This window comes from Rhizobium sp. BK312 (genome assembly GCF_014193605.1).
Lineage (GTDB): Bacteria > Pseudomonadota > Alphaproteobacteria > Rhizobiales > Rhizobiaceae > Rhizobium.
Map to the genome: position 1 here is coordinate 603,574 of NZ_JACHZP010000002.1, position 24,845 is coordinate 628,418.

At 57.8% G+C, this 24,845-nt stretch carries 22 protein-coding genes and 4 pseudogenes; 20 read left to right on the forward strand and 6 right to left on the reverse strand.

The features are described from left to right. The first annotated feature begins 278 nt into the window (after positions 1-278). From FHT85_RS07420 to FHT85_RS07450, 7 genes are all read left to right on the forward strand, one after another. Positions 279-1,247 (forward strand): MBL fold metallo-hydrolase, encoded by a 969-nt coding sequence (locus FHT85_RS07420; RefSeq protein WP_112413032.1) that lies wholly within the window; start codon positions 279-281, stop codon positions 1,245-1,247. A 159-nt stretch (positions 1,248-1,406) separates the two neighbouring features. Next, entirely contained in the window at positions 1,407-2,159 is a 753-nt protein-coding gene (locus tag FHT85_RS07425) for an SDR family oxidoreductase (protein ID WP_112413031.1), read from the forward strand. A 78-nt stretch (positions 2,160-2,237) separates the two neighbouring features. Continuing rightward, entirely contained in the window at positions 2,238-2,657 is a 420-nt protein-coding gene (locus tag FHT85_RS07430) for a cupin domain-containing protein (protein WP_112413030.1), read from the forward strand. Positions 2,658-2,727: 70 nt separating this feature from the next. Then, positions 2,728-3,753 (forward strand): mechanosensitive ion channel family protein, encoded by a 1,026-nt coding sequence (locus tag FHT85_RS07435; RefSeq protein WP_112413029.1) that lies wholly within the window; start codon positions 2,728-2,730, stop codon positions 3,751-3,753. A gap of 2 nt (positions 3,754-3,755) precedes the next feature. Next, a complete protein-coding gene (locus FHT85_RS07440) occupies positions 3,756-5,222 on the forward strand; it encodes a sensor histidine kinase (RefSeq protein WP_112413028.1) in 1,467 nt (488 codons plus the stop codon). Between the two features lie 16 nt (positions 5,223-5,238). Continuing rightward, a complete protein-coding gene (locus FHT85_RS07445; protein WP_112413027.1) occupies positions 5,239-5,628 on the forward strand; it encodes a response regulator in 390 nt (129 codons plus the stop codon). Then, the gene (locus FHT85_RS07450; protein ID WP_112413026.1) at positions 5,625-6,875 is read left to right on the forward strand and encodes an adenylate/guanylate cyclase domain-containing protein; all 1,251 of its coding nucleotides are present in this window, start codon (positions 5,625-5,627) and stop codon (positions 6,873-6,875) included. Before FHT85_RS07445 ends, FHT85_RS07450 begins: the two co-directional genes overlap by 4 nt. A 983-nt stretch (positions 6,876-7,858) precedes the next feature. On the opposite strand, the pseudogene FHT85_RS30980 reads toward FHT85_RS07450, so the two are convergent. Continuing rightward, positions 7,859-8,131, reverse strand: a pseudogene (locus FHT85_RS30980) (transposase family protein); the annotation flags it as partial. A gap of 533 nt (positions 8,132-8,664) precedes the next feature. On the opposite strand from FHT85_RS30980, the gene FHT85_RS07460 reads away from it, so the two are divergent. The 9 genes from FHT85_RS07460 to FHT85_RS07500 all read left to right on the forward strand — a co-directional run bounded on the left by FHT85_RS07460 (position 8,665) and on the right by FHT85_RS07500 (position 15,993). Next, a complete protein-coding gene (locus tag FHT85_RS07460; RefSeq protein WP_112413092.1) occupies positions 8,665-9,036 on the forward strand; it encodes an ArsR/SmtB family transcription factor in 372 nt (123 codons plus the stop codon). Between the two features lie 660 nt (positions 9,037-9,696). Further along, complete coding sequence (locus tag FHT85_RS07465; protein WP_112413024.1) at positions 9,697-10,509, forward strand: DUF2189 domain-containing protein; 813 nt, start codon at positions 9,697-9,699, stop codon at positions 10,507-10,509. Between the two features lie 102 nt (positions 10,510-10,611). After that, the gene (locus FHT85_RS07470; protein WP_112413023.1) at positions 10,612-10,998 is read left to right on the forward strand and encodes a c-type cytochrome; all 387 of its coding nucleotides are present in this window, start codon (positions 10,612-10,614) and stop codon (positions 10,996-10,998) included. 235 nt (positions 10,999-11,233) lie between these two features. Further along, positions 11,234-12,049 (forward strand): cytochrome c oxidase subunit II, encoded by an 816-nt coding sequence (locus FHT85_RS07475; RefSeq protein ID WP_112413022.1) that lies wholly within the window; start codon positions 11,234-11,236, stop codon positions 12,047-12,049. A 55-nt stretch (positions 12,050-12,104) separates the two neighbouring features. Next, positions 12,105-13,883: a cytochrome c oxidase subunit I gene (locus tag FHT85_RS07480; RefSeq protein ID WP_112413021.1), complete on the forward strand. Its 1,779-nt coding sequence runs from the start codon at positions 12,105-12,107 to the stop codon at positions 13,881-13,883. Continuing rightward, entirely contained in the window at positions 13,880-14,584 is a 705-nt protein-coding gene (locus FHT85_RS07485) for a cytochrome c oxidase subunit 3 (RefSeq protein WP_112413020.1), read from the forward strand. The genes FHT85_RS07480 and FHT85_RS07485 overlap by 4 nt, the downstream gene beginning before the upstream one ends. A 12-nt stretch (positions 14,585-14,596) precedes the next feature. Continuing rightward, positions 14,597-15,319, forward strand: coding sequence for a heme-copper oxidase subunit III family protein (locus FHT85_RS07490; RefSeq protein WP_112339712.1), 723 nt, complete (start codon positions 14,597-14,599; stop codon positions 15,317-15,319). A gap of 10 nt (positions 15,320-15,329) precedes the next feature. Further along, a complete protein-coding gene (locus FHT85_RS07495; protein ID WP_112339706.1) occupies positions 15,330-15,662 on the forward strand; it encodes a cytochrome C oxidase subunit IV family protein in 333 nt (110 codons plus the stop codon). Positions 15,663-15,702: 40 nt separating this feature from the next. Continuing rightward, positions 15,703-15,993 carry a rhomboid family intramembrane serine protease gene (locus FHT85_RS07500; protein WP_246779902.1) on the forward strand — a complete coding sequence of 97 codons (291 nt, stop codon included), beginning with the start codon at positions 15,703-15,705 and terminating at the stop codon, positions 15,991-15,993. A 127-nt stretch (positions 15,994-16,120) separates the two neighbouring features. Here the strand turns inward: FHT85_RS07500 and FHT85_RS07505 are convergent. From FHT85_RS07505 to FHT85_RS07515, 3 genes and pseudogenes are all read right to left on the reverse strand, one after another. Next, positions 16,121-16,886, reverse strand: a pseudogene (locus FHT85_RS07505) (SDR family NAD(P)-dependent oxidoreductase). A gap of 57 nt (positions 16,887-16,943) precedes the next feature. After that, positions 16,944-18,143, reverse strand: coding sequence for an MFS transporter (locus FHT85_RS07510; protein ID WP_162709815.1), 1,200 nt, complete (start codon positions 18,141-18,143; stop codon positions 16,944-16,946). Between the two features lie 62 nt (positions 18,144-18,205). Further along, the gene (locus tag FHT85_RS07515; protein WP_112413018.1) at positions 18,206-19,552 is read right to left on the reverse strand and encodes an amidohydrolase family protein; all 1,347 of its coding nucleotides are present in this window, start codon (positions 19,550-19,552) and stop codon (positions 18,206-18,208) included. Between the two features lie 111 nt (positions 19,553-19,663). On the opposite strand from FHT85_RS07515, the gene FHT85_RS07520 reads away from it, so the two are divergent. Further along, entirely contained in the window at positions 19,664-20,593 is a 930-nt protein-coding gene (locus FHT85_RS07520; RefSeq protein ID WP_112413017.1) for a LysR family transcriptional regulator, read from the forward strand. Between the two features lie 351 nt (positions 20,594-20,944). Here the strand turns inward: FHT85_RS07520 and FHT85_RS30460 are convergent. Together FHT85_RS30460 and FHT85_RS07530 are read right to left on the reverse strand one after the other, a co-directional pair. Further along, positions 20,945-21,768, reverse strand: a pseudogene (locus FHT85_RS30460) (HipA domain-containing protein). A 326-nt stretch (positions 21,769-22,094) separates the two neighbouring features. After that, positions 22,095-22,322, reverse strand: a complete 228-nt coding sequence (locus FHT85_RS07530; RefSeq protein ID WP_112413091.1) for a hypothetical protein — start codon at positions 22,320-22,322, stop codon at positions 22,095-22,097. A gap of 450 nt (positions 22,323-22,772) precedes the next feature. On the opposite strand from FHT85_RS07530, the pseudogene FHT85_RS30985 reads away from it, so the two are divergent. The 3 genes and pseudogenes from FHT85_RS30985 to FHT85_RS07540 form a co-directional block, all read left to right on the forward strand. Then, positions 22,773-23,204 (forward strand): annotated as a pseudogene (locus tag FHT85_RS30985) (PAS domain-containing protein); the annotation flags it as partial. A gap of 69 nt (positions 23,205-23,273) precedes the next feature. After that, positions 23,274-23,867, forward strand: a complete 594-nt coding sequence (locus FHT85_RS30475) for a sensor histidine kinase (protein WP_246779905.1) — start codon at positions 23,274-23,276, stop codon at positions 23,865-23,867. A gap of 427 nt (positions 23,868-24,294) precedes the next feature. Next, complete coding sequence (locus FHT85_RS07540; protein ID WP_112413206.1) at positions 24,295-24,687, forward strand: response regulator; 393 nt, start codon at positions 24,295-24,297, stop codon at positions 24,685-24,687. Positions 24,688-24,845 lie beyond the last annotated feature (158 nt).

Genomic DNA, 24,845 nt, shown 5'->3' on the forward strand with positions numbered 1-24,845 from the left:
GCGGATGCATCCGCTCGGCACAGTATCCAATCCTCAGCCTTCAACACTGAGATGCATCATCAGCAGGACGGAGGGGTAGGACATCGTTCGACCAGCGAGAATTCATGCCGGCCTCTTTGCTGCCAAGTGTCCGCCGCGGCACACCGAGAGCATGGGCTGCCCTATCCTCAGGTATGGTTTTTCCTCTCCCTTGGCCGGATCGACCGCCAAACGTCCCTCAACATAAAATCCGCGCCGTGGCTTATGACCGTTTCGATCACGCAAAACAGGAGCGCATCATGTCGCAGACAGAAACAAAACCTCACACGATTGCTCAACAGGAGACACACATGGGCTTGGAAAACAACTCACGCGTCGGGAGGACAGGCGCCGACGAGCTGGTTCCATCGCGCTACGCGGTGAAGATCGGCGACATTGACGTTTTGGTGATCAGTGATGGCGTCTTGCCGCTGCCGACCAAGATGTTGGGATACAATGCCGACCCGACTGAACACGCGGAATGGCTCAACGACATGTTCCTGCCGCCGGACGCTTTCGACTGGGCGCTGAACGTGGTCGTGGTGCGCAGCGGTAAGCAGACCATCCTTATCGACGCTGGCCTGGGGCTGGACCCGGAATTGAACCTGCCGCGGGCCGGGCAATTGATCAAGCGGCTGGAAGCCGCCGGCATCGACCTTGGATCGGTAACCGACGTGGTCCTGACCCACATGCATATGGACCATGTCGGTGGGCTGCTCGTCGACGGCGTGAAGGAGCGGCTGCGTCCGGACCTCAGGATCCACGTGGCGACGGCCGAGGTCAAATTCTGGGAGGCGCCCGATTTCACCCACGTGTCGATGCCGCCCGGCTTCCCGGACGCGCTTCGGGCGGCCGCCAAGCAGTTCAGAAAGGAATACGAAAGCCACCTGCGACTGTTCGATGATGAGTACGAGGTGGCACCGGGCGTGGTCGTCTCCCGAACCGGCGGCCACACACCCGGGCATAGCGTGGTCCGCGTGGCATCCGGCAAAGACCGGCTGATGTTCGCCGGCGATGCGGTGTTCGCGGTCGGCTTCGATCACCCCGACTGGTTCAACGGCTTCGAACACGACCCGGAAGAAGCTGCCCGCGTCCGCGTCCGGCTTTTGCAAGAGCTGGCGGAGAGCGGCGAGCTTCTGGTGGCCACCCATATGCCGTTCCCCTCCGTCGGCCATGTGGCAGCCGAAGGTGATCACTTCCGTTGGGTGCCGGTCTTCTGGGACTACTAAGCCCTAGTGGACCAGAGCCGAGCCGGCGCGCAGCCTTTAGGGCCGTCCCGGTTCGGCCGATCGGAGCTACGGCTTCGATAGGACCGGCCTGACCACGACCAACCATTCAGCAACGAATGAACGACGCGGTGCGCGAAGCGGCCGCGCATGGAGAAGCTCATGAAAATCGTCATCATCGGCGGAACCGGCCTGATCGGTTCGAAGACGGCCGACCGCCTCCGCAGCCAAGGCCACGAAGTCGTTGCCGCCGCCCCGAATACCGGCGTCAACACGATCACCGGCGAGGGTCTGGCTGAAGCGCTTACCGGTGCCTCCGTCGTCATCGACCTCGCAAACTCGCCGTCCTTCGAGGACAAGGCCGTGCTTGAATTCTTCGAGACATCGGGCCGTAATCTGGCGGCGGCGGAAAAGGCCGCCGGTGTCAAGCATCACATCGCCCTTTCCATCATCGGCGTCGATCGCCTGCCCGGCAGTGGCTACATGCGTGCCAAGGTCGCCCAGGAAAAGGCCATCCGTGAATCCGGCATACCCTATACGATCGTCCACTCGACGCAGTTCATGGAATTTTTGAGCGGCATCGCTCAATCCGCCACCATCGGCAACGTCGTGCGGCTGCCGACGGGCTACGTGCAGCCGATCGCCTCCGATGACGTTGCCGACGCCATGGCCACTGTTGCGACCGCAGCGCCCATCAATGGCGTGATCGAGATCTCCGGCCCGGAGCGCGTCCGGATGAACGAGCTCGTCGCCCGCTATCTGAAGGCCATGGGCGATGCGCGCCATGTCGAAGGCGATCCCGATGCCCGCTATTTCGGCACCAAGCTGGAGGACGGTTCGCTTGTTTCCGACAACAATCCCCGCCTCGGCCGCATCACCTTCGAACAGTGGTTCGCGACCTCTGCACGTAAATGAATGCCCGCAACTAAAGGGACGATGACGGGCCGCCCGCGGGCGGTCCATCGTCCAACCTTCGAGAAAGGAAATTTCGAGATGATCAAGCCAATCCTTACCCTTGCCATGACGGCCCTCTTGTCTGCCACGGCTGCGGCCGCTCATGATGCCGGCGACAAGGACGCCAAGGTGACCCTCGTCTATAGTCATGAATTGCCGAATGTTCCCGGCAAGAGCATGAAAGGGGTCCTGGTCGAATATGGTCCCGGTGGCTTCTCTTCGGCCCACACCCATCCGAACTCGGCCTTCATCTATGCGACTGTGCTGGAAGGCGCAATCCGCAGCCAGGTCAATGACGGTCCCGTCAAGGTCTACAAGGCGGGCGAGAACTTCTCCGAGATGCCCGGCGATCGCCATGGCGTCAGCGAGAATGCCAGCAAGACCAAGCCGGCCAAGCTCCTGGCGGTCTTCGTCGTCGACAGCAGCCAGAAGGAACTGACCTTCCCGATCAAGAAGTAGGTGCATTGAGGCGGATGCCGACGGCATCCGCCTGCGCCTCCCATAGGAAATCATCGTGGGTGAGCCCGTTATGTTTGGCGAACATCATTCCCTTCCGCTCGTCCTTATCAATTTGCTTGGCCTGGTCGGCATTGTCATTTGGCATATCCAGGGGCGCGGCCGTCCGACCGGGCGCCTGATCGTGCAGATCCTGTTCTTCACCGGCATGAGCCTCGTGCTCTGGCTTGCCGGAATTTCGCCCTATCGTCTCGACGATACCGAGCTTCAGGAAGCCGGCATTCTGCTCGCCAAATCCGCAAGGATTCTCTGGTGGCTCCACCTCGCATGGACAATGATCGGCTTCGTGCAGATCTATATCACTCTCAACCACAAGCCCCGGGAAGCACATCTGCTGCAGGATCTGATCGTCGGGGTCGTCTATCTCGGCGTGGCTCTGGCCGTCATCGGGTTCGTCTTCGGAGCGCCCATCGGCCCATTGGTTGCTACCTCTGGCGTGGTTGCCATCATCATAGGCCTGGCGCTGCAGAACACGCTTGCCGATGTCTTTTCCGGGATCGCGCTTACGCTCGGTCGTGCTTACGTCATCGGCGACTGGATCCAATTGGGCGACGGTACGGAAGGGCGCGTCGCCGAAACCAACTGGCGCTCGACCAATTTACTGACCGGCGGCCACAATGTCGTCGTCCTGCCCAATAGCGTCCTTGCAAAACAGGGAATGACCAATCTCAGCCGTCCCGACGAAACGCACTGGATTTCACTTTCCATGCACGTCGCCGCCACCCAACCGCCGTCTGTGGTTGAAGACCTCATGCTGGCCGTTCTGCGGAGCTGCGAGCGAATCGTTAAAATTCCGCCGCCGTCTGTCGCGCTCAAAGCGATCGATGCAATGGCTATCGAGGTCGAGCTGCAGTTTTGCGTAGCAAGCCCGGCGAGCAGGATGTCCGCTAAAAACGAGGTCATCGATCTCGTCTATCGGCACTGCAAGACGAACGGCCTCTCTTTGGTGATGCCGCCGGAGAGCCTGTCCTGGGTGACAGCCGTCGTCAGCGGTGAACCCGCAGCCAGTGTCAGACCGCTCTCGTCCAGCAGGGTTTAGCCATGGACGTCGAGCTTAGACGCAGGATTGACGAACTTGAACAGCAACTGGGCTCTGCGGCGGTCGAGAATACCGATCTGCGATTGGAGCTTGAAATTGCGTTGGAACGCCAGGCCGTCACTGCGCAGATTCTCAACGTCATCTCCATGTCGCGAACCGACGTGCAGTCGGTTTTCGATGTCATTTCCGAGAGCTCGCGACGGTTGCTCGGCGGTCAAACGGCGCTCGTGACGCGGGTCATAGATGGCATGCTCCATCTGGCCGCCTGCACGGCGGGAAGTCCTGCCAGCCATGCGGAGATCCGCGCTTCATTTCCGACTCCCTTGACTTCTTCGGGGATTCACAGCCGAGTTGCACTCAGCTCGGCCATGGCATTCCGCTCTGATATCGAAACCGAACCCGGCATCCCCAAAGCCGTCAAGGACATGGCACGCATTAGAGGATACCGAAGCATTATCGTGGTGCCGATGCTTTGCGACGGCATCGCGATCGGCACTGTCGGTGTTTCGCGTGCCGAGCCGGGGACGTTCAGCGACAGCCAAATCAATCTTCTCAAGACGCTTGCCGATCAGGCCGTGATCGCGATCGAGAACGCGCGGCTATTCGAAGAGGTGCGGGCGCGAACCAGGCAGCTTTCCGAGTCTCTCGACGATCTGCGCGCCGCACAGGACCGTCTGGTGCAGACCGAAAAACTGGCCTCGCTCGGCCAACTCACTGCCGGCATCGCGCACGAGATCAAGAACCCGCTCAACTTTGTCAATAATTTCGCAGCCCTCTCAGCCGAACTGATGGATGAGTTGAGCAGTACGATCGCGCCGCTTGCGCTCTCCGACAATGTTCGCGATGAACTCGAGGAATTTGGCGGCCTGTTGAAGGACAATCTGCAAAAGATCGTTCAGCACGGCAAGCGAGCCGATTCCATCGTCAAGAACATGCTCTTGCACTCGCGGGGAGGCGGCGGCGAACACCGGCTGACGGACGTGAATGCACTGGTCGAAGACAGTCTCAGCCTCGCTTTTCACGGAGCGCGCTCCGAGAAGCCGCAGTTCAACGTCACTCTTAGGCGTGAGTTCGATCGCGATGCCGGTTCCGCTGAAGTATTCCCCCAGGAGATTTCGCGCGTGTTGCTGAATCTGATGTCCAACGGCTTCTATGCCGTTGCCGAGCGAAGCGGCGAAAACATCCCTGGCTTTGAGGCCACGCTCAGCGTCAGTACACGAAACCGTGGCGAACACGTCGAAATCCGCATCCGCGACAACGGCGTCGGCATTCCGCCAGAGGTCAAGGAAAAGATATTCAGTCCATTCTTCACGACCAAGCCGCCTGGCGAAGGCACCGGCCTCGGGCTCTCAATAAGCCACGACATCATCGTGAAGCAACACGGCGGCAGGATCGATATCGACACCGAGCCCGGTGCGTTTACCGAGTTCACCATCTTGCTGCCGCGAAAGCAATTTTTTGCACAATAACAATAGGAGAGGGGCCGTGACCTTATTGGTTCTGGTGGTGGATGACGAAGCGGACGTTGAAGCCTTGTTCCGTCAGCGGTTCCGCCGCGATCTTCGCGCCCGGCGCTTCGCGATGGATTTTGCCGCCTCAGCAGCGCAGGCTCTTGCCCGCGTTGCCGACACTGGCGAGCAAACGCTGATTTTAATCTTCTCCGACATTAACATGCCTGGGATGAATGGTCTCGATATGCTGCCGGAAATGCGCGCACGAAGGCCGGATGTTCCTGTCATCATGATTACTGCCTATGGAGATGCCGAGACGCGCAGGACTGCGCTGGATCGGGGCGCGGAGGGCTTGCTGACCAAGCCGATCGACTTCGGCCAGCTACGCCTGGTCGTCGAGACGAGGCTGGGACCGGCCACATGACTACAACCGTTCTCGTGGTCGATGACGAGTCAGACCTGGAGACGCTTATTCTGCGTAAATTTCGAAAGCAGGTCCGAGACGGAGGCATCAGCTTCCTGTTTGCGCATGACGGTGTTGATGCGCTTCAGGCGATCGAGCAGTATCCTCATGTCGATCTTGTAGTCATGGACATCAATATGCCGCGCATGGATGGCCTCTCGTTATTGGCGAAATTGCAGGAGCGAGAGGACAAGAAGTTGGCCATCATCGTTTCTGCCTACGGTGATATGAATAATATACGCACCGCGATGAATCGCGGTGCGTTCGACTTCGTAACCAAACCGATCGATTTCGCCGATCTGGAAGCGACGATCCTGAAGACCATCCGTCAAGTCGAGGTCTTGCGTGAGGCACGCCGCCGCCAGGCGGAGGCGGAGCGCGCGCATGCGTCGTTGTCGCGTTATTTTTCGCCCGAACTTGCCAAGCTCCTTGCCGTCAACGGTAATGACGATGATATGCAGGTACGCTGGCGCGATATCGCTGTGATTTTCACAGATATCACGGGCTTTACCTCGCTCGTCGAGACAGCCGCTCCCGCGGTGCTGGCGGAGTTGCTTAACGAATATGTCGGCGGTCTGACGGATGTCGTCTTCGCGCATGAAGGAACGGTGGCCAAAGTGATCGGCGATGCCATTCAGGTGCTGTTCAACGCACCTGGCGACCAGGTCGACTATGCGACCCGCGCAATCGCCTGCGCACAAGCGCTCGACCAATGGGCAGAAGCGTTTCGCGAGCGCTGGAAACAGAAAGGCGTGGACTTCGGGATCACACGCATCGGCGTTCATGCAGGTCCCGCACTGGTCGGCAACTTCGGCGGCGATCGTTTCTTCGATTTCACCGCCTATGGCGACACAGTCAACACGGCCGCGAGGTTAGAGGCCGCGAACAAGACACTGGGCACGCGGATTTGCGTCAGCGATAGTGTCGCGTGCGGGGCAAGGAAATTCAGTGGGCGGCCGATAGGCGATCTTGTCCTGCGCGGACGTAACGAGCCGTTGCGCGCCCATGAGCCCTTGTTGGCGGCGCAGTTCGATGCGCCGGTCACGGCGCAGTATATGACAGCCTTTACCAAGCTCGAGCAGAATTGCGCCGCCGCCATGCCGGCTTTCGCCGCGCTGGTTGGCATGCACTCCGATGATCCGCTCGCCAGCTATCATTTGAGGCGGCTGCTCAACGGTGCCACGGGTACTCGCATACAGGTGGGATGATTGACCATGAGCTTAATGACCTATGCGAATGGCAGCAATGCGCCCCTATGTCGGACATGCAGAACGGCATTGCGGCCGCTTGAAAGCAGACGTCGATGGCGATCAGTCGAGTCGGTACAGATGTAATAAATCGCACGAACTACGCACGTCGCATCTTATTGAGGAACACCTACTGGACGTTGTGCGGCGAAATGCTACTCAGTTATATTTGAGTATCGGCAATGATCAAAAGGCTATGCGGCGGGACCGGATATCGAAGATCGTGTAATTTCTCTTGGCAGTGGGCTAGCAGCGATATCCGAACGCCTTCTCTTAGCTCATGCTCGTGGCGAAGTCCTTTTCATTTGCGGCGCAGAGATTTCGAGACCTGCAGGTCTTCCCGATTTTCGTGAACGCGTACTTGACGTGTAGGCTTCGGTCTTGTCGAGATGCACGGTACGGAACGAAGCAGCCTGCTCGACAGCTTTCCTCTTCCAGATAGCCCGCTTCGATTGAGCGGTTTCTTCGACACTCTGTATGCCCGCTACCACGCGCGCGTTGTGGTGAGTGTCCCCGATCTTTCGCGTACGACGCGGCGATTGGACTAGGCCCCCGCTTCACCGGCCTTTCAGGTGCCGGATCTCGACTATACGCCGCGGGTAGGTGGAGAGATCGCGCCAGTCGAGAGTTCTGATTAAAATTCCCACTGTTGGCAAAATATGATTGGCTGCTCCTCTCAACGGAGAACGCCGGGGTTGGTGATCGCCGCCATCAGACCCGATGGTGGCAAGAGATCGCTAATTTCCAAATCGCGGTCATATCGAGGGTTCTCGGTCGGGCAACAAAGCGATCGTCTTTCGCCGTTCTAGATCGCCAATGATCTTGCCATATCGATGATTGCGACGCCATGCCCAATCATCGATGACGATCGCTCTCGGTGGCGTTGGCGGCGGGCGATCATATCGGCGAACGGTTCGCAGCAGCGTATCATTGCTCACTGGAAGTCAGAGACGATCGGCAAACCGTGCTGCCGGGCGACCACCCAATGCAAGAGCCAGATGCCGAGCCAAGCAGTCCAGACGAGCTGTCCGGCGAGCCATGGGGCGGACCACGCCGTCGCCGAAGCGTTCGGCGAAAATCTTTCGATGGCAATTGGCGGCACGACAGACGAAGCGCCGGACCGTCAGGTGCAATTCAATCCTTCGACCCGCACACGGAAGATTGGCAATCATCCGGGGATAGCGACTATGAATACGACGCGAGGCCTTACCGCATTGGGGGCATCTGCAATCTGGTCACCGACCATATGCGGCAACGACGATCGCGTCGGCACAATGATGCACTGCTTCAACGTTTAACTCAGCAGGGATCAGATCGGAAAGCCGAAATTGGGTTCGCATGGCACTGATTCTCTATTGGAAACCAAGCCAGTTGAACTCAAAACATCATCGAGAATGAGTTAGACCCCCGCTACGACGCCGATTGACAGGCTGCATCCGCATGCCGATGCTGATCGCCTTTCCTGACATCGTGTCGGTTCATGGCGCTCCTGCGGTATCGCGTTGCGATTGCCGCCGACGACATTTGTGTCGACAGCGCTTTACCATTCCCGATCTCGGACGATCAGTGGCGACAGCCACTATTGACAAGCTGCCCCGTATATCCCTAATCTTGAAGGCTTGAGAGGGATTGAGGGATGACATGGGAGGGCTCCCTCGACGGTACGAATTTAGTCGTACTTACCATAGTTCGACGAAACTCGTACATGTATATTCGACAGGAATCGTACGGACGTGCTATACGAATGCTCATGACCCTTTCGAGCATTGATATCGTCGACACCGAGCCATCTCGTCTCCCGCCGCCCTTGCCTGAACCGGCGGTGGAGGATTTACGTCTTGACATCATCATGGGGACGCTCGCCGATCCGTTGCGCCTCACCATTGTCCGCAAGCTGCTTCTGGAATCGGAGGCCTATGATCACACTTGCGGCTGGTTCGGCTTCGATCGGCCAAAATCCTCGCTGACGCATCATTTCAAGGCGTTGCGCGAGGCGGGCCTTATCCGGCAGCGGCAATATGGCCTGGAGCGGCGCAGCCGTGTGCGAACCCAGGATCTCGACGCGCGGTTTTCGGGCCTACTCGATTTAGTGAAGGCTTGGCGGCCGGACCATTCAATGTGATCCGCTTTGGGTCTTTGTTCCGACAATTCAGATAGCGGCTCGGCATTGTCTGCATCGCTCACATAAGCTGCGCGCAGAACGAACGGTTCAGGCGCCACCTCGGCTCCGACGGCGATGTTGCAGCGATCACAATAGAAATTGCCCAACCATTAAGCTGTATCAGGCGCGAGGCCCGAATCCGCCATAAGGCTTCAGGGGAACTTCATGAAATTTCTATAGATAGAGATGCTAATGCTGGGTCGTGGGTTCGTGTCCGCCCAAGAGCAAAAAAGGGAGCAAAGCTCTTCCAGAGCTCTTGTCGACCTAGGGCTTCAGCGTTTGGTGGCGCGCGTTGGCCAAGGCGTGCGGTGAGGCGCCTGCTTTGCTCAACAGGTTGCTTACCCGGTTACGTCGATGAATAGGGGGAGCCGATTACCGGACGGACAATGGGCGAGATCTGACAGCCACAGGCGAATATCGTCTTCCATGTACTGACATTCAAAATCGTCGATCATTTGGCATCATGAGTGAATAGTATCTAATTTCATAATTTAAAGAATAGGCGACAAAAGCGATGAGATTTGATAAATTTACGCTAGCCGGTTGCGGTTTGATTGTAGATAAAATTCGCCGGACGTCTTTGCAGCGCCAGCCGGTATGTGGTGCAGGAGGAGAGATGTTATGGTGGCATTCCACGTCATGGCCGGTGCGAGCGGCGAATTTGCGCGTCCGGAAGTGCGGAAGATAAGGATCGGGGATCTTATCGATGCGCTGAGATTGGGGTTTAATGATTTCAGAGAAAAGCCCTCACATTACGTTTTTCTCTGTCTTATATATCCGATCACAGGCGTTTTCCTGATCATGTGGAGCTCCGGCGCTAACCTGATGCCGTTGCTTTATCCCTTGATGTCCGGCTTTGCGCTGGTTGGCCCGATTGCGGCCCTTGGCCTTTATGAAATCAGTCGACGCCGTGAACAGGGACTGGACAGCTCATGGTATCACGCGCTGGAGGTCGGCCGTTCTCCGGCACTGCCATCGATCATTGCCGTGGGCTTTATGCTGTTCGCGCTTTTCGTCGCTTGGTTATTTGTCGCGCAGCATATCTACACCCTGACCTTCGGCAACGCCGGTCTGACCTCGGTCTCCACCTTCCTGCTAGATGTGTTGACCACGTCTCGAGGTCTCTCCCTTGTATTTTGGGGAAACTTGGCCGGTTTCGTTTTCGCAATAATTGCGTTAGCGACGACTGTGGTGACCTTTCCGCTGCTGCTCGACCGGGATGTCGGCGCAACCGCAGCCGTAAATGCGAGCATACGCGCCACGCTTGCCAATCCAGGACCTGTTGCGCTTTGGGGATTGATCGTCGCGGCGCTGCTCGTCGTCGGCACGATCCCGATTTTTGTCGGCCTTGCGGTCGTCATGCCCATCCTCGGGCATTCAACTTGGCACCTGTATCGGAAATTGATTGCCGCCTATCCGAACCGCATGTCTTGAATTCACAAAGGAAACTTCCCCCGGATCATCTTCCAAGCCATTACGACCTATCCGATGGGAGTCGCGTCGTTTAGAATAGCGATGAAGAGAGTGAGGATTACCATGTCTTGGCGTTTTCTTCCGATCTGTCTGCTTCTTGCCATTGCCGCCCCGCTTGGCGCTCTCGCGCAGGAGGGCGATGCGACGGCAGGAGCTATTGTTTTCAAGAAATGCGCCATTTGCCATATAGCTGAAACGGACCAGAACAAGATCGGACCTTCGCTGAATGGCCTGTTCGGCAGAACGGCCGGAACACATCCGAATTTCGCCTATTCGCCGGCAATGCAGCAGGCAGGCAAAGACGGCCTCGTTTGGAGCGAGGCATCGCTCCGCGACTATTTGCACGATCCCAAAGTGAAGGTCAAAGGCACGAAAATGACCTTCATCGGGCTTAAGGACGATACCGAGATTACTGATCTGATCGCCTATCTGAAGCAATATTCCAAATAGCCAGATGCCAAGTGTGGACGAGTTGTCTTCTGCGTCGGCGGTTGGATCGGCGAAATTCGGTTCCGCGATTTGACACCGCCGATCTGTTCGCGCGGCGTCTTTGGGCCCGATACGGTTTGCCAAGATTAACTGCTGTCTTTGCCGCAATTGCCCACCTGACCTCTTCATGAGATAATACTAAAACGTCTCGCGATGGGATTATTGAAATATTCGCGGCCGGGTCAGGGAGGCGACAATGGCTGTCGTCGTGGTTCTCGTTCTGCTGGTGGTGGGATCGATCACGTTCCATCTGCTGAGCCCTTGGTGGTGGACGCCGATAGCGTCGAACTGGAGCTACATCGACAATACGATGGTCATCACCTTCTGGATCACCGGCTTCGTTTTCGCGGCGGTGGTGTTGTTTATTGCTTATTGCATCCTCCGTTTCAGACATCGCCCCGGAAACCAAGCGGCATATCAACCGGAAAACAAGCGGTTGGAATGGTGGCTTGCCGGGGGAACCGCAATTGGCGTGGCTGCGATGCTCGCGCCGGGCCTAATCGTTTGGAAACAGTTCGTGACGGTCCCAGCCGATGCCAGCGCAGTCGAAGTCGTCGGGCAGCAATGGCAATGGAGTTTCCGGCTGCCGGGCGCGAACGGCCGCCTCGGGCGGGCTGATACGCGCAACGTTAGTGCTGACAACCCGCTCGGTTTGGACAAGAACGATCCCGCGGGAATGGACGATGTCATCATCCAAGGTGGCGAGTTGCACCTGCCCGTCGGAAAGCCGGTCAAATTGCTCCTGCGCTCGATCGACGTCATTCACGATTTCTACGTGCCACAGTTCCGAGGCAAGATGGACATGATCCCGGGCACGGTCACCTACTACTGGTTCACGCCGACACGGACTGGAACATTTGAAGTTCTCTGCTCGGAACTTTGCGGCGTCGGCCATCCGCAGATGCGCGGCACGGTCGTCGTCGAAACCGAGGTCGCCTATCAAGCCTGGCTGCAGCAACAGCAGACTTTCTCGCAATCGCTGGCATCGGCGGAAAAGCCGGCGGTCAAGTAATGCCGTGCATGCTTGAAGGGAAAAGCTGTATCGGAGGGAATAGGGAGGATGTGATATGGTCGATATTGGATCCGGCACCGAGCAGGTCATCCGGCCCGCTGAAGTCGAGGATGTGGAGCTTTATCACCCGAAAAGCTGGTGGACGAGATACGTCTTCAGTCAGGATGCCAAGATCATCGCCATTCAGTACGGGCTAACCGCCATCTCGATCGGCATGGTGGCGCTGGTGCTGTCCTGGTTGATGCGGCTGCAGCTCGGGTTCCCTGGCTATTTTTCTTTCATCGATTCAGAGCATTATTATCAGTTCATCACCATGCACGGCATGATCATGGTGATCTATCTGCTGACGGCTCTGTTCCTCGGCGGCTTCGGAAACTATCTGATCCCCTTGATGCTCGGTGCGCGTGATATGGTATTCCCCTATGCGAACATGCTGAGCTACTGGCTTTATCTGCTTGCGGTCATCGTGCTGGTCATCGGCTTTTTCGCGCCCGGCGGACCAACGGGTGCCGGCTGGACGCTATATCCGCCGCAGGCACTTCTATCTGGGACGCCAGGAGGGCGCGATTGGGGCATCATCCTGATGTTGTCATCGTTGATCCTGTTCATCATCGGCTTTACGATGGGTGGGCTCAACTATGTCGTCACGGTGCTGCAGGGTCGCGCCCGTGGCATGACGCTGATGCGAATGCCCTTGACGGTATGGGGTATATTCACCGCCACCGTCATGGCGCTGCTCGCCTTCCCTGCGCTCTTCGTCGCCGCCGTCATGATGCTGTTTGACCGCTTGCTCGGCACGAGTTTCTTCATGCCCGCTATCGTCGAGATGGGCGAACAGTTGAAGCAAGGGGGTGGCAGCCCTATCCTTTTCCAGCATCTATTCTGGTTCTTCGGTCACCCCGAAGTCTATATCGTCGCGCTTCCGGCCTTCGGTATCGTCTCGGACCTGATCAGCACGCATGCGCGCAAGAACATTTTCGGCTACCGGATGATGGTCTGGGCGATCGTCATCATCGCAGCGCTAAGCTTTGTCGTATGGGCACATCATATGTATGTCAGCGGAATGAACCCGAACTTCGGGTTTTTCTTCGCGACGACGACGTTGATTATCGCCATCCCGACCGCCATCAAGGTCTATAACTGGGTGTTGACGCTTTGGCGCGGCAATATCCATCTGACATTGCCGATGCTGTTTGCCCTCGCCTTCATCGTCACGTTCATCAATGGTGGGCTGACAGGTCTCTTTCTTGGCAATGTCGTCGTCGACGTGCCGCTGTCCGATACCATGTTCGTCGTTGCCCATTTCCACATGGTGATGGGGGTAGCGCCGATCCTGGTGATCTTCGGGGCAATCCACCATTGGTATCCGAAGATCACGGGGCGCATGCTTAACGTGACGATGGGGCATATCCACTTCTGGATAACCTTTCTCGGCGCCTATGCGATCTTCTTCCCGATGCACTATCTCGGCCTGATGGGCGTTCCGCGCCGCTATTACGAGCTTGGCGAAACGGCTTTCATTCCGCCGTCGGCGCACACGCTGAACATGTTCATCACCGTTGCTGCGTTGATCGTGGGGGCTGCGCAGCTTGTGTTCCTGTTTAATCTCGCCTGGAGCCTTCGCTGGGGCAGGCAAGCGGGCGGCAATCCATGGCGGGCGACGACGTTGGAATGGCAGACACCGCAAACGCCGCCCGTTCATGGCAATTGGGGTAAGGAGTTGCCGATCGTCTACCGCTGGCCTTATGATTACAGTGTCCCCGGAGCAAGTCAGGACTTCCTGCCGCAGAACCAGCCGGCTTCGGGCGGATTGTCCGAAGGGGCGTCGTCATGAGCGCCATTCTCATCTTCATGGCCGGGATCGCCGGCATCATCATCTGGTGGATGGCAGGGCAGCGGCTGACCTCGAAACCCTGGCTGGAAGCAGGGCTGGCGGGCGATGCGCCGGAGATGCGAGGATCACCGGCGACCGCGGCGAAAGTCGGTCTCGGCATCTTTCTTGCTGTCGCCGGCGCTTTGTTCACGCTCCTTGTCAGCGCCTATCTTACCCGTCTCGGCGGCTCCGACTGGTGGAGTATTCCAATCCCGCGCGTGCTTTGGGTCAATACCGCCACCCTTGCCGCCAGTAGCGTCGCGCTGCAATGGGCAAAAACCGAAGCCCGTCTTGACCGCGGCGACGTGCTGAACACGGCGCTTGCCGTGGCGTTCGTGTTGGCTGTCCTCTTTCTCGGCGGACAGGTTCTGGCGTGGCGGCAACTGGTGTCGGCAGGCTATGTGCTCGCGGACAACCCATCAAACAGCTTCTTCTATATGATTACAGGATTACATGGCCTCCACATTCTGGGCGGACTTTTCGTGCTCGGACGGACGACAATCCGCGCCCGGACCAGCCGTGTGCGGGCAAAAGTCAGCCTGAGCGTGGATCTCTGCGCCATCTATTGGCATTTCATGCTCGTTGTCTGGCTGATCCTTTTTGCGCTCTTCGCGGGCTGGGCAAATAGTTTTGTCGATCTCTGCCGTCAATTGGTCACTTGAGGAGCTTCGATGATGACCGAATCCATAGAACGACCGGCAAACGATCCACTTCTGCAGCCCATGGGACTGCGCGGCGTGGCGGCTGATCTGTCGTCGGACCAGCGGGCGTTCAAAAACGTCTCCTGGGGCAAGGCGATGATGTGGATCTTCCTCCTGAGCGACACCTTCATCTTTGGCTGCTTTCTGCTGGCCTATATGACGGCGCGCATGTCGACCATCGTCCCCTGGCCTAATCCCAGCGAGGTTTTCGCCCTGACGATCGGAGGCACGCAAATTCCACTGATCCTGATCGCCATCATGACGTTCGTCCTCATCAGCAGCAGCGGCACGATGGCCATGGCCGTCAACTTCGGTTACCGCCACGATCGTCGCAAAACCGCCGCGCTGATGTTGGCGACGGCAGCCTTCGGAACGACATTCGTCGGAATGCAGGCATTCGAATGGACCAAACTGATCACGGAAGGGGTGCGGCCCTGGGGAAACCCGTGGGGTGCGGCCCAGTTCGGCTCATCCTTTTTCATGATCACGGGCTTTCACGGCACCCACGTCTCGATCGGGGTGCTTTTCCTTCTGATCATCGCACGCAAGGTGTGGCGAGGAGACTTCGACCAAGAAAGGCGCGGGTTCTTCACCAGCCGCAAAGGCAATTACGAGATCGTCGAGATCATGGGACTATACTGGCACTTCGTCGATCTGGTCTGGGTATTCATCTTTGCATTCTTCTATCTGTGGTGAGGATGGCATCATGGCGCAGGGACAAGCACATTCCGGACAGCAGCATCCAATAAAGCTTTACATGGTCGTCTGGGGACTGCTTTTCGTCCTCAGTACCTTCTCCTATCTCGTCGATTATCTCGGCATTCAGAGCTATCTCAGATGGTTCCTGATCCTTTTGTTCATGATCCTGAAAGCGGGTTTGATCGTTGCCATTTTCATGCATATGGCTTGGGAGCGGCTGGCATTGATCTACGCCATCTTGCTTCCCCCGGTCTTCGTGCTTGTCTTCACTGCTTTGATGGTGTCGGAATCGCACTACACGGTCCTCACCCGACTTGCCTTCTTGGGGCCTGGTCCGTAAGCTCTGGCACCATCCAGCCGTCCCTGAAACAGGACATCAAATGCTCGCCTTATGGCGGGCCAGGATTCTGCTTGAGCGCCTGATCGGCTGGCGCTGGTTTGCCGTTCTATTTTGCGTGAGCGCGATTGGCGACTCGGCGGCATCGCTTCTGATCAGCCCCGACAACATCCTCGGCGTCGGGGCATCGGGCGGGATTATCGGCCTGTTTGCGGCCGTCATCGTGGCAAGCTTTTATTTTCCGTCGGGGCCGCTGCCTGAAGCCTTGCGGATAGGCGCGATATGGATCTCGTACTTCCATCCTGCCGCGCCGGCCAGACCGCCGGTGGCATGAATATCGATTATGCGGCTCATCTCGGCGGCGCACTTGGGAGCGAGGAAGATGCGGTGGTCCCTCCCGCAGTGAGGCGCGGCATGCGAGTTCCGATAGATTTTAGAAGATCTAAAAGACCAACGATGAATTATTTCGGCAGAGTCACGCCTGAGATCTCCTCGCAGATTGCGATGAGGCGGTCTTGAAGCGCTGGATCATGAGCCTGCGGGTTCGCGGTTCGACGCTTCAGATGATAGAAGTATTCTCCCGTGACATCCGTTCTTGGGTCCTCACCGGCTGCCAACCAGGCCTGGGTCAGATGCGCCTGCGCCATGTCGTCAGGCGCGCCAGCACCTCTTGGTTGGCACCCACCCCGGCTCCAGCGCATTCGAGAACACGTCCTTCCAGCGGCGCGCGACAGCAAAGGCAAGCATCGCGTCATGCAGCTTGCTTTCCGCGTAGGCCTCAGATCCATTCCACCGACGCTTTTTCCAGAGAATGTCGTTGAGGTTGGCGTCTGCATGATGGTGCATGCCGGAAGACAGGTAGACGAGCCGCCTGGGGCGGTCGATCAGTGCAGTCAAAATATAGGCTGACAGCGTATTGATGGCGAAGACATGCGGCAGGCCCTCGGTGGTGAGATGGTGGGCCTCCCGGTATCCGACAGCGGCGTTGTGGATGACCGCGTCGAACCGGCCAAGCGCGTTGACGCTCGCCGCGACTTCCTTTGCGCCCGCGACAGTCTCGAGATCGCCGATGACGACAGTTTCAGCCTGGGGCAGGGCGCGGCGGGCATCTTCGGCACGTGCGGTGTTTCGGGCATGCAGCACAACTTGATGACCTTGCTCGGCTAAAAGCCCAGCCGCCATGAGGCCAAGGCCGGTGGACGAACCGGTAACAAAGATGCGGGACATGACCAGTCTCCTTTATGTGAACGGCGAATTTCTCTCGCCGGAAATATTGAACGATGGTTAGGCTTTCGAAAAGCGGGCGGTGCGAACGAGCACAGCGCCAATGACAGCGCAGGTTGCGCCGAACAAGTAGACAGATGCATAACCAAATTCTGCTGCAATGGCACCGCTGACAGGGCCTGAGACGCCATAGGCGATGTCGAGAAAAGCCACGAAAGCGCCCATGGCACTGCCTCTGTTAGCCGGAGGCACCCGCTTCAAGGCTTCCACACCAAGAGCCGGAAAGATCAGGGCGCAACCGAGACCCGTAATCAGCGCGCCGGCAAGCGCCGCTGTCTCACTTGACGCTGTCCATATGATCAATTGGCCGGTTGCCTCGATCACCAAAGACCAGAGTGCGACGCGATACCCACTCACCTTGTCGGGCAGTGAGCCGAAGACAACCCGTACGAAGATGAAGCCGACACCGAATGCAGTCATCACGAATCCCGCATTGTCCCAGTGGCGGGCAGCGAAATAGAGTGATGCGAAAGCGGTCAGCCCGGAGAGACCCACACCCTGCAGCATCAGCCCGGCTCCTTCGCGCCAGATTTGACTGATCACCTTGTGGAAGGGCAGGCGAGGGCCGGGAGGGGTAGCATAAGGATGCTCGCGGAGGGCGATGACACCGCCGACCGCTGGCGCCAGAACGCACGCCATCATCGCGGTCTCCAGACCCCAGGCCCGATAAAGCCCCATACCGATCGGCGCGCCGATAGCCAGAGCCGCAAACATTGCGATGCCGGTCCAGGACATCGACATGCCTGCACGCTGCGGCCCTACTGAAGCAATTGACCATGAGACACAGCCGGTGACAAAGAGGCTCTCCCCCAGACCTGCGATCAGCCGGCCGACAAAGATAAGTGCAAGGCTGATATCAGGCGAAAGCACAGGCATAGCGGCTGCCAGATAGAGCGCGCCCGCGGTTGCGCTGATCGCAGCACCCCGCAATGCCGAATGCTTGCCGCCGTGGAGGTCGGTCAGGTGTCCCGCGTAGCCGCGGCTAAGTACAGTCGCCAGGAATTGAATGCCGATGACCACGCCAACGACGAGACTGTTGAAGTCGAGCTTGTCGTGGATAAAGAGGGGGATAACCGGAAGCGGCAGCCCAACCGCGAGATAGCCACAGAAGAGCGCACCGATAATGCCGGGGGCGGGGCGGGAAAGGTATGTGGTGTCAGCCTTGGGTTCGGCCGCACCGTCGATGAGAGATGCTGGCATGACAGCCTCCATTCTGGATAATGTGTGGGTGAAGGCCGCCGCCGTGAAGCGGCGGCTCCGGCTCAAGCCACATTTATCGGGATGGATGCGCCGATCTGGTCCAGGCGATGGCCGCTCTTTTCCAGCAGGTAGTCGCGCGAGGCAGTGACGTCCGCCGTCAGTTTGATGAGATCGGCGCCGATAAGCTTTCCGCTTCGTTTGCGGATCTCGCCTGCGACCATGACCGTGTCGATATCCGACCGCTCCACCGCCTGGGCCACCGTACCGACGACATTGTTGACCGGTAGGACGGCGACACTGTCGGCGCGCACCATGATGATGTCGGCTTGCTTTCCGGGTGCCAGTGAACCGACCACACCGTCGAGCCCGGCGGCGCCGGCACCGTTGACGGTTGCCGCCTCAAGGACGCGTTCGACAGTGATCGGCGACGGCACATTGTCTTCACCGCGGAACTTGCGATAGCGCATGGCCGATCGCTGCTGCGTGAAGAGGGCGTGCATCTCACCGAACATGTCGCTGCCGAATGCAGTGTCGAGGTCGATGCCGATGGCCGGGGTTAATCCATGATCGATGGCTTGTTGATAGGCAAAACTATCGTCATCGAAGCCGAACAGCGCATCCGAGCGCGGATTGATGGTGACGTTGACGCCCGCGTCAGCAAACAGACGCCACGTTTCTTGCGGGATTCGTGTGCAATGATTGAAGATGTTGTGTGGACCAAGCACGCCCTTCTCCGCGAATTCCGGTCCGAGCTTGGCCAAATCGCCGATGAACTCGGTCAGGATGCGCATGTCGAGGCTATGGGCCACTTTCCACCAGTCGAGATTGAGTTGGCCGAATAGCCCGACATGCACAAGGCTGCCGCCTTGGTTCCACTTGCCTGCCAGCCGCTTCAGATCCTCCGGCAAGTGCGCAGACGAGGCCTTCTTGTCCATAGCAGCACCCACCATGTGCAAGGCGCGGATGCCGCTGTCTCTGAGGGCATCGAGGGCTGCGTCGGTGTGCTCCGGGCTACGCGAGGAATGGCACGCGTCGATAACGGTCGTGATGCCAGCGTCGAGGCAGGCCAGCGCCGTGAGCGTGGTGCTGAGATACATATCGAGCGGACGATAATGGGCGCCCAGCCCTTCCGCGACGAAATCAATATAGGCAAACAGGTCGTCCACATTGGGCATCATGCGGCGCATGACACCGAGCCACATATGGTGATGGGCGTCGACCAAGCCGGGCATCACGATACTGTTCGAAGCGTCTATGACGGCCACATCATCCACGGCGATGTTCGCTCCGATGGCTGCTATCCTGTCGCCTTCGACAAGCAAATCGCCGATTCCAAAATGGGGAGCCTTCTTGTCCATCGTCAGGATGGTGCCCCCTTTGAAGAGGGTGCGGTGTTTAGGGTTGCTCATGATTTGTCCTTTCAAGATTCTAATCCGGCGGGACCGTTATCGCTCCGAGGCGTTCTTGAATTAAGTGCGCTTATGTCAGATGCTTCCTGACAAGTAATCAGGAGTGATGATATGCCGTTCGATACGCGCATCCTGTCGGGGGTCAGCGTGCTGGCTGCCGTCGTCGAAGGCGGCAGCTTCGTGAAAGCTGCCGAACTGATCGGTGTCACCGATTCCGGCGTCAGCCGGGCAATCAGTCGCCTTGAAGGGCGCCTTGGGGTAAGGCTGCTCGATCGGACGACGCGCTCGGTGGCGTTAACCGACGAGGGCCGGCGGTTTTACGAAGAGGTGAGGCCGCACCTCAACGCGATTGAAGATGCCGCACTGATTGCCTCCGGCTCGGCATCAGCGGTACGCGGTCGGCTTAAAGTGGACATCGATCCCTTCTTTCTGCCACTCGTTCTTGCAGGCCGCCTTGGCACCTTTTGCGAACGTCACCCGGACCTTTCGATCGAGTTCGTAACCAGAGAGCATGTCGGCGATCTTGTTGCCGAGGGGATCGATCTTGCAATCCGGTTCGGCCAGCCGCGTTTTGCCACTCTGGTTGCGCGCAAACTGATAGAAGCGCCGATCCTGACTGTGGCCTCGCCTAGCTATCTGGAGCGCTACGGCCATCCAGAGCATCCCCGGGACCTTATCACTCATCGATGCCTGCAGTTTCTTGACCCCTATACCGGCCATCCGTTCGAATGGGAATTCGTACGCGGCGACGAGACAATCGACGTTCCGACAACCGGACCGCTGACCTTCACTGATCCAAAGTCGATGCTCCAGGAATGTATCGCAGGTACGGGCATCGCTCAGGTAATCGGTTGGGGGATCGGGGAGGCGTTGGCGAGAGGTTCGCTGATCGACTTGTTTCCCGATTGGCACGGTGAGCGTTTTCCCCTGTTTGCTTTCCATCCCTCACGCAAGCATTTGCCCGCGAAGGTCAGAGCGTTCATTGAGTTTTGCGCCGAGATCACGATGGCAATCGAACGCTCGGCGCCCACCACCACTTGATGAGATATATCGGGAATACGAGGTGCAGTTCTTTCCGCATTCGCGATTGAGGGACCGTGCTTTTAGACTAAGAGCCTAGCCAGCTTCCCTGGGAAGATAGAATTTGACTGCGGACGCCTCGATGGCATCCTATTTCCTGCGCTTGATGAGCGGGAAGCCATCCTCGCACGCGATATGGGGGCGTCGCAGGAGATGGGTATGCCATCCAGCGTACCGCGGGGTCGCCCTTGACTACCGGTTTTTCGCGCAATCCTGCCGCCGACGGTGAATACCGAGATCGATGGTTCGAGTCCCTTCAAGAGCTTAAAGAATTTTCGCACCACTTTATTCCTTTGGTGTTGGCTTCCATCGCTAACAGCGGCTTTGTGTCTGTATCCGCTTGCATCGCTTTTGAACGTTGCGGGTAATGCGTTCAAGAACACCCGTCGGATCACCAGTCATCGCAGCGATTTGCGGTGCGACCTCGTCACAGGTAGCGCTGACAAGCTCGCTAAGTTCCTCCACTCGTCGGACGGTCGATGCAGCACTCAATCCGACCTTCTCGGCAAGTGTTTGCCAATCCGCGCGCCGCAGGTCGGGCGCAATGAAACGCCCGCCAATAGCCTGCGGCAGGCTCTGATCGACCTGGTGATATACGGCTGCGCACACCAAATCGTAAAGAGGCGCCATAGTTGCTGATCCACCGGCACCGATCAGGATCGAGTAGTTTTTGGCGTGGGAGTCGCAGATCAGCACGTTAAAGACCACTGCGTCCAAAAGCTTCAGCCGCTCGGCAGGCAAAACGAGATCGCTGATGGCATCGAACATCATCGTCAGGTTCACGCCGCGGCCTGTCGATGATCGTTCGTATTTCTGCGACGGAAAATGACCCGTTAGCTGACAGAGATCTTCCTGGTATAGTCTGCGTATCTCTCCTCGAGTGTCGGTGAAGCGGTCATAGCGCTTCACCAGCAGATAGCGTCGTTTGCCGGCGATGCCGACGGCGGCATCAGCAGCTTCAATCCGCAGGCCTGCGCCAGAGCGAGGCAGAAGGCTTCGTTTTCGACGTTTCCCGCGAGTCGTCGCGAATCTGGCTTGATGATATAGGTCGATGGCGTTCCGTCGATCAGGATGGAAATCCTGCCGTCTTCATTGACGAGAACGGGCAATTTCTCCTGCACACCCGCAAGCGACATGGAGACGCCGCGCTCTCCGACCAGAAAGGGTTTGGCCGGAAGCTCGTTGGGGATGCGCTCCAGTGACCCCTCGTCGGGAATGGGCTGGAAGTTGACGCCCGCCCTTCGCGGCTCTCCGATCGACAGCGCCCCCGCGCGCGCAGGAAGATCCGCTGAAGTTCAATGTGATCCTTACCGATCGGTAAGTAATCGCGAAGTTCACGGAAAATCATCCCGATCGGTAAGCCCTTCTTCTGCAATCGAGACGCAAAAAGGCAGCTTCCAACGCTGAACCCGGCTCATCTGCGAGATCAAGCGAGAGGTAGGCAAGAGGCGTGCCCGCCGTTTTAGTCTCTAAGATGAGCCGCAGCGCTCATGCCAAGCTCGAAGAGCTTCCTTTCATCGTGGACGCCCTGTTGATAAAGCTTGATGACAAAGGCGGCAATGTCTTCAGCCCTCTCGCCTTCACGATTGATGCTCAGTTCGGCAAGGATGGCGTCAAATACGCGTTGGCAGATGCCGAGCGCCTCGGGATCCAGGGACAGATCTCTGGTGCGAGAGTATCGATTGACCACCTTTGCCGGCTCCTGAAACAGAGGCATGGAGATGGTTAGAAGCTAGATCTTTCTTTGTTGCATTTCAATCATTCAGCTGAGGTGAGCTCCCTACGCAGCCGCCAACCGGTTTTGAAAAGCAGAAGCCGTCAACTTCGAATGGCGGGGAGATCTAGCTGGGGAAGTAAGCTAAAGCCTTCCTGTCCCGTTTCGCACTCTCGAGACGGGCATCCGATAAAGCTGATTTGACACTTTGGCTTGAAGAGTTCGCATAGCGACATATGTTCAGATGATAGAGCGATGCTCGTAGCCCAGCCCGAGGACGATTGGCAAACCTTATCCTTGCTTGCATAGCGCAAGGGTTATGGCTCCGTTCCCGCGCTATAAATCCAACCTGCTTCTGACCAAAACTCGTCGACGTTCGGCAAGTGGCCTTCGAGACAAGGCTGCTGGCGATGGAGGAGCGTGAATATGGTCCGAAATGCAAATGAACCCACAGGTTCGTCCTTCACTGCTTACGAGCGGAACAAGGTGTCCCCGGATTTATTGATCAATAACCCGATCGCGGAACATTTTGGGATTTCCGGCCTGTCTGCCGAAGCCTGGCTCGCCGCCATCGTCGAAAATTCCGACGATGCGATCGTCAGTAAGACCGTCAACGGCATTATTACCAGCTGGAACAGAAGCGCCGAGCGACTTTTCGGATTTTCCGCCGCCGAGGCGGTGGGGCGGCACATCAGTATCATCATCCCTGACGATCGCCTGCATGAAGAAGATACAATTATCAATCACATTCGCAATGGCAGGAGGATCGAACATTTCGAGACGATAAGGCAGCATAAGGATGGAACGCTCCTCGACATTTCGCTGACGATTTCCCCCGTCCGGGATAAGAATGGCGAAATTGTCGGCGCGTCGAAGATCGCTCGCGATATTTCTGAGCGAAAGCGGATGGTGGAGCGACAGCGGCTGATGCTGCGGGAAATGCACCATCGCATCAAAAATCTGTTCGCCATCGTCAGCGCATTGATTTCCGTCAGTGAACGGTCCGCTCCGATGGTGGGCACATCATTTGCCGAGGACTTGCGCGCGCGCGTCAGAGCGCTGGCCGCTGCCCAGGACTTTGTCCTGAAGGAATCAGAAGGCGGCTCCGATGGGCATGCTTCAACAAGCCTTTTTGGTCTCATTGACGCGATTTTGTCGGCTCACCAGGACAAGAATGGCGCCCGCATCGTCGTTAGCGGAGAGGACGTTAGCGTGAACAATGCCGTGCTGACGTCGCTAGCTCTGCTTTTGCACGAATTCGCAACGAACGCGATAAAATATGGCTCTCTTTCGGTAAACGGCGGTCGGGTCGAAATCGAGGTGTCTCGTAATAATGGACTCGCGCTAACGTGGACGGAAGTCGATGGACCTCCCGCACGGGTCCCCGAAGGAGCCGCGGGCTTCGGATCAGAGCTTGAACGCATGACAATCGCATCGTTAAGGGGATCTCTCCGTCGCGAATGGCGTCCTGATGGGGTGCGTATCCTCGTTGAAATCCCTGATCAGCTTCCGCGGCGTTAGGTGCAGAAGCTGATTGAGCTCTTGTTTCTACCGTCTGGTGCTCTGTCACAGATTGCGAGTGCCAATTCGTCTTGTCCGAGGCGCGTTGGAACGCCTTTCGGCTTCTCGGATCGATCCGAGGGCAACCTCAATAATTCATGCACAGTATAAGGGATGCCAAGCCGAGAAGTTTCAAAGTTGATGGTGATGTCGTGGCGGGAGTCCGTGAAGTATGCTGCTGGTACGGCGATCCTTCATCAGGAGAGCTCAACCGTGGAGTATGACGGCGGGAACATTTCCATTGGCGAGATGTTTGAACGCCTTAAACGTACCCGCCGACTTGCGGACCTCCTGACGAAGGTAGATAGCAGCCGATCCGTCGATGCTTTCTAACTTTCGGTAGGACCACCAGACGTGAAAAGCGCGCAACGATGTCGCGGAGCCATCCATGCGAATACTCGTCGTCGAAGATGAATTCCTGATTGCTTTTGACGCGCAATATGTGCTGCGCTCCTCCGGCTATGACGTTGTCGGACCGGTTGGCAGCAGCGAGGATGCTTTGCGGCTGGGAGCTGGCGTGGATATCGCCCTTGTCGATGTTCATCTCAGGGATGGCGAGACCGGCCCGGAAGTGGCCGCGCATCTAAGTCAGGTACATGGGGTCACCGTCATATTTTCCACCGCCAATCCGGAAATCGTAGCCGCGGATCCTAACGCTATCGGGGCTCTTGTTAAGCCCGTCTTTGCTCCGGATCTTCTCAGCGCCATGGAATATGCTGTAGCGCTGCGCAGCGGCCGGCCCGCTACGGCACCCAACTGCCTGAAGTCCCTTCAGGCATAGATCCTGGCGCCAGCGCTCCGCATGCTTCCGCGAGAGGATAGCATCAGTTTGATGTTCGGTTAGACAGGTTTGGAAGTTTCGGCCTGCCCGATCCCGTTGGGCGCTTCGGGGGCAACGTCAACGGCAGAGCTTCCTCCGAAGAAGCCTCGTTGCTTGAG